Genomic DNA, 4,035 nt, shown 5'->3' with positions numbered 1-4,035 from the left:
TTTTTTCGGCGGTTCAATAGTGTAGAAAAAGTGGGGGGTGGTTGGGTATATGATTTTTCGCAAAGGGGCCCGCGGCCCCGTGAAAGGGGCCGCGGCTTTCATCTCTCATGGAGCTGCGGAGGGCGGTATGGGCAAGCGTCTATTCGGATGGGAACTGGCTGGATTTCTGTGGACGGGACTGGCGGGGACGGTCCTGCACTTTTTTTACGATTGGACCGGCAGAGCCGCCTGGGCCATGGCCTTCTCCGCCGTCAATGAATCGGTGTGGGAGCACATGAAGCTGCTGTACGTCCCGGTGTTCGTCTTCACGCTGGTCCAGGCGTTCTTTCTGGGACGGCAGTATCCGGACCTGTTCGCCGTCCGGGGCATCACCGCGCCCCTGGGGACGGCGGCCATTCCCCTGGCGTATTACACGTACACCGGCGCGCTGGGCCTCCACGCCCTCTGGACGGATATCCTGATCTTCTTTCTGGCGGACGCCGGACTGTTCTGGCTGGACTACCGGCTGCTCCGCCGTGGCGCCGTAGGGTCCGGATGGCGGCAGGTGGCGGGACTGGCGCTGCTGTGGGCGGTGCTGTTCGCCTTCGTCTGGTGCAGCTACCAGCCGCCGGCCCTGCCAATCTTTCTCGAATGAGGAATGAGGAATTAGGAATTTGGGGTCTGTGCCGGTGGATGAAGCCAATTCCTCATTCCTAATTCCTAATTGAAAAAGTCTTCTCTTTTCGCGGCTCCGCCGCCGCGCCGCCCAGCGCGGCGCGCCTTAACCATAACAGTGACTATAGCATGAACTATAACATTAACGTTGCTATTACTATAGCGTCAAAATTCTGAAGTGACTTGAAGATCTTCAAGTGACCGCACGAAACCGTGCAAAAGCGTGCAGTTCTCTCCCCCGCGCCGCCCGACGCGGCGCGCCTTAACAGAACATTGACCTTAACCTTATCCTTAACCTTTACCTTAACCCCACGTCACCTGGGGTCACCTGGGGTCACCTGGGGTGACTGCACCCAAACGTGCAAAGCCGTGCAATTTCCGCCGTCAGAAGGACACCGGCAGGAAGGCCGCCGCCACGGCGAACACGATGGACGGCAGCAGATTGGCCACCCGGACCTTCTTGCCCCACACCAGATTCACCCCCACGCAGAAGATGAGGATGGACCCCACCAGGGACAGATAGCTCATGGCCAGATCCGTCATGATGGGCTTCAGCAGCCCGGCCAGCAGCGTGACGGACCCCTGGAGGATCAACACGGGAATGGCGGAGAAGGCGCAGCCCTTTCCCATGGAGCAGGTCATGACCATGACGATGATCAGGTCCAGCACCGCCTTGGTGCCCAGGATGGACCAGTCGCCGGTGAGGCCGTCCTGGATGGCGCCCACGATGGCCATGGCCCCGATGCACACCGTCAGGGACGCGGTGACGAAGCCGTTGACGAAATTTTTGTCCCGGGCATTGCCGGTCTTCCGCTTCAGCCACTCGCCGAACCGCTCGAACCGGTCCTCCAGGTCGATGATCTCGCCGATGAGGCCTCCCAGGGCCAGGCAGATGACGGCCAGCATCTCCCGGCCGCAGCCCAGCGTCCCGCCCTCGATGCGCAGCATGCCCTTCATGGCGCCGCCGATGCCGATGAACAGCACCGTGACGCCGCAGGCCATGTACAGCGTGTCCTGATAGCGGTCCTTCAGCAGCCGCCCGAAGAAATGTCCGCACACGCCGCCCGCCACGATGGCGCCGGTGTTGATGATGGTCCCCAGTCCTGTCATATCGCTACCCCTCAAATTCTCTCTGTAATGCCGTCGGAAAGACACCTGTATTATACCGGCCTCCGCCCGGTTTTTCAACAGGAACCGACCGTTCTCCCCTGCTTGACCGTGGGGCGCATCCGCAGTATAATAGACTGGACAAGGTATCATCAGATTCTCGCGGTCCGCCGCGGAGAAGGAGGTCTCACAATGACTGCACGCAAGCCGGTGGCGCCCTTTTACGCCGCCGCGGCGGTGTGGCTGGTGTACGCCCTGGCGTTCCCGCTGTACCGTCCGGTCCATTACATTCTGGTGGCGGCGGTGTCCGCCGCGGTCTTTCTGGCGGTGAGCCTGCTGTGCCGGGACACCGGAGCGCCTCAGACGGAGAGCGCCGCCAAGCCCGCCGGAAAGCCCGCGGAGAAGTCCACCGGCAACGCCGAGCTGGACAAGACCCTGAAGGACGGCCGTCTGGCCATCGCGGAGATGAAGCGGCTGGACGGCAACATCGAGGACGAGGCCATCTCCGCCGACATCGTGCGGCTGGAGCAGGTGTCCGCCAAGATTTTCAGCGAGGTGGAGCGGGACCCGAAGAAGCTGCCCCAGATCCGGAAATTCATGGACTACTATCTGCCCACCACCCTGAAGATCCTCAACGCCTATGACCGGGCCAGCGCCTCCGGCATCTCCGGGGAGAACGTGGACGCCACCAAGCGCAACGTGGAGGGCATGATGCACACCGTGGTGACGGCCTTTGAAAAGCAGCTGGACGCCCTCTACGGCGACGAGGCCCTGGACATCTCCACGGACATCACGGTGCTGGAGAACCTGATGGCCCGGGAGGGCCTGACGGACGGTCCCCTGAAGGCGCAGGCCGCCTCCGACGGCGGCACGGACATCAAGCTGGAGCTGTAAGGCTCCGGAGAAACACGGAACGAAATCTGAACGACAAACGGAGGAAACGACCATGGCTGATGAGTTCAACAGCATTCCCCAGCTGACCCTGGACCCCACGGAGACCGCCCGGGCCTCCGCCGTCCCCGAACTGACCCTGGAACCCACGGCCCCGGCGGCGCCGGAGCCCGCCAAGCCGGAGGCCCCGCCGGTGAACATGGACGAGAACCTGCTGAACGACGCGGAGAAGCAGGCGGTGGCGGAGTTCGCCAAAAAGATCGACATCGCCGACTCCAACATGATCCTCCAATACGGCGCGGCGGCCCAGAAGAACGTGGCGGGCTTTTCCGAGAACGCCCTGAACTCCGTGCGCACCAAGGACCTGGGGGAGATCGGCAAGTCCCTCAGCGACCTGGTGGTGGAGCTGAAGGGCTTCGGCGAGGAAGAGGAGAAAAAGGGCCTGTTCGGCAGGCTGAAGAAGACCGGCAGCAAGCTGGAGACCATGAAGGCCCAGTACGCCAAGGTGGAGACCAACGTGGACCAGATCGCCCGGGAGCTGGAGCGGCATCAGGTGGCTCTGATGAAGGACGTGGCCATGTTCGACCAGATGTACGAGCTGAACCTGAAGTACTACAAGGAGCTGACCATGTACATCCTGGCGGGCAAGAAGAAGCTGGAGGACGTCCGGGCCAATGAGCTGCCGGCCCTGAAGGCCCGTGCGGAGCAGACGGGCGCCCAGGAGGACGCCCAGGCGTACAACGACCGGGTGCAGATGTGCGAGCGGTTTGAGAAGAAACTCCACGATCTGGAGCTGACCCGGATGATCTCCGTGCAGATGGGTCCCCAGACCCGCCTGCTGCAAAACAACGACACGCTGATGGTGGAGAAGATCCAGTCCTCTCTGGTGAACACCATCCCGCTGTGGAAGTCCCAGATGGTGCTGGCCCTGGGGCTGGAGCACAGCCGTCAGGCCACGGCGGCCCAGTCGGCGGTGACGGACATGACCAACCAGCTGCTGAAGAAGAACGCCGACATGCTGAAGATGGGCACCATCGCGGTGGCGAAGGAGTCGGAGAAGAGCATCGTGGACATTGAGACGCTCCAGCACACCAACGAGCAGTTGATCTCCACCCTGGACGAGGTGCTGACCATCCAGCGGGAGGGCGCCCAGAAGCGGAAAGAGGCGGAGGCCCAGCTGGGGAAGATCGAGGGCGAGCTGAAGCAGAAGCTGATGGAGCTGCACGGATAATTCCGGCGAAGGCCGGTGGCTTGCAGGGTCCCCCTGCGGGGCAAAACCCCCATTCTCTTTTTCCTGGAGAGGAAAAAGAGAATGCGCCTTTTGATGGTGTAAGAGAAAAAGGCTTAGGCGGCGGCATTCCGGGCTTCGCCCGGAACGCTCGC

4 protein-coding genes are annotated in these 4,035 nt (G+C 62.2%); 3 read left to right on the top strand and 1 reads right to left on the bottom strand.

Features of this window, described 5'->3' with window-relative positions:
• The first annotated feature begins 127 nt into the window (after positions 1-127).
• Positions 128-634, top strand: coding sequence for a DUF6512 family protein (locus ACTNBU_RS12395; protein ID WP_441034387.1), 507 nt, complete (start codon positions 128-130; stop codon positions 632-634).
• Between the two features lie 404 nt (positions 635-1,038).
• Here ACTNBU_RS12395 and ACTNBU_RS12390 read toward each other — a convergent pair whose 3' ends face one another.
• A complete protein-coding gene (locus tag ACTNBU_RS12390; protein ID WP_441034385.1) occupies positions 1,039-1,764 on the bottom strand; it encodes a DUF554 domain-containing protein in 726 nt (241 codons plus the stop codon).
• Positions 1,765-1,953: 189 nt separating this feature from the next.
• Here ACTNBU_RS12390 and ACTNBU_RS12385 point away from each other — a divergent pair, with 189 nt between their 5' ends.
• On the top strand, positions 1,954-2,655 hold the full coding sequence (locus ACTNBU_RS12385; RefSeq protein WP_441034383.1) for a 5-bromo-4-chloroindolyl phosphate hydrolysis family protein: 702 nt from the start codon (positions 1,954-1,956) through the stop codon (positions 2,653-2,655).
• A 52-nt stretch (positions 2,656-2,707) separates the two neighbouring features.
• Entirely contained in the window at positions 2,708-3,883 is a 1,176-nt protein-coding gene (locus ACTNBU_RS12380) for a toxic anion resistance protein (RefSeq protein WP_441034381.1), read from the top strand.
• The last annotated feature ends 152 nt before the right edge of the window (positions 3,884-4,035 follow it).

The organism is Dysosmobacter sp. HCP28S3_G4, from assembly GCF_052065175.1.
Lineage (GTDB): Bacteria > Bacillota > Clostridia > Oscillospirales > Oscillospiraceae > Oscillibacter.
The sequence above is the reverse complement of the archived record's forward strand: the minus strand, read 5'-3'. Positions and strand labels throughout refer to the sequence as shown.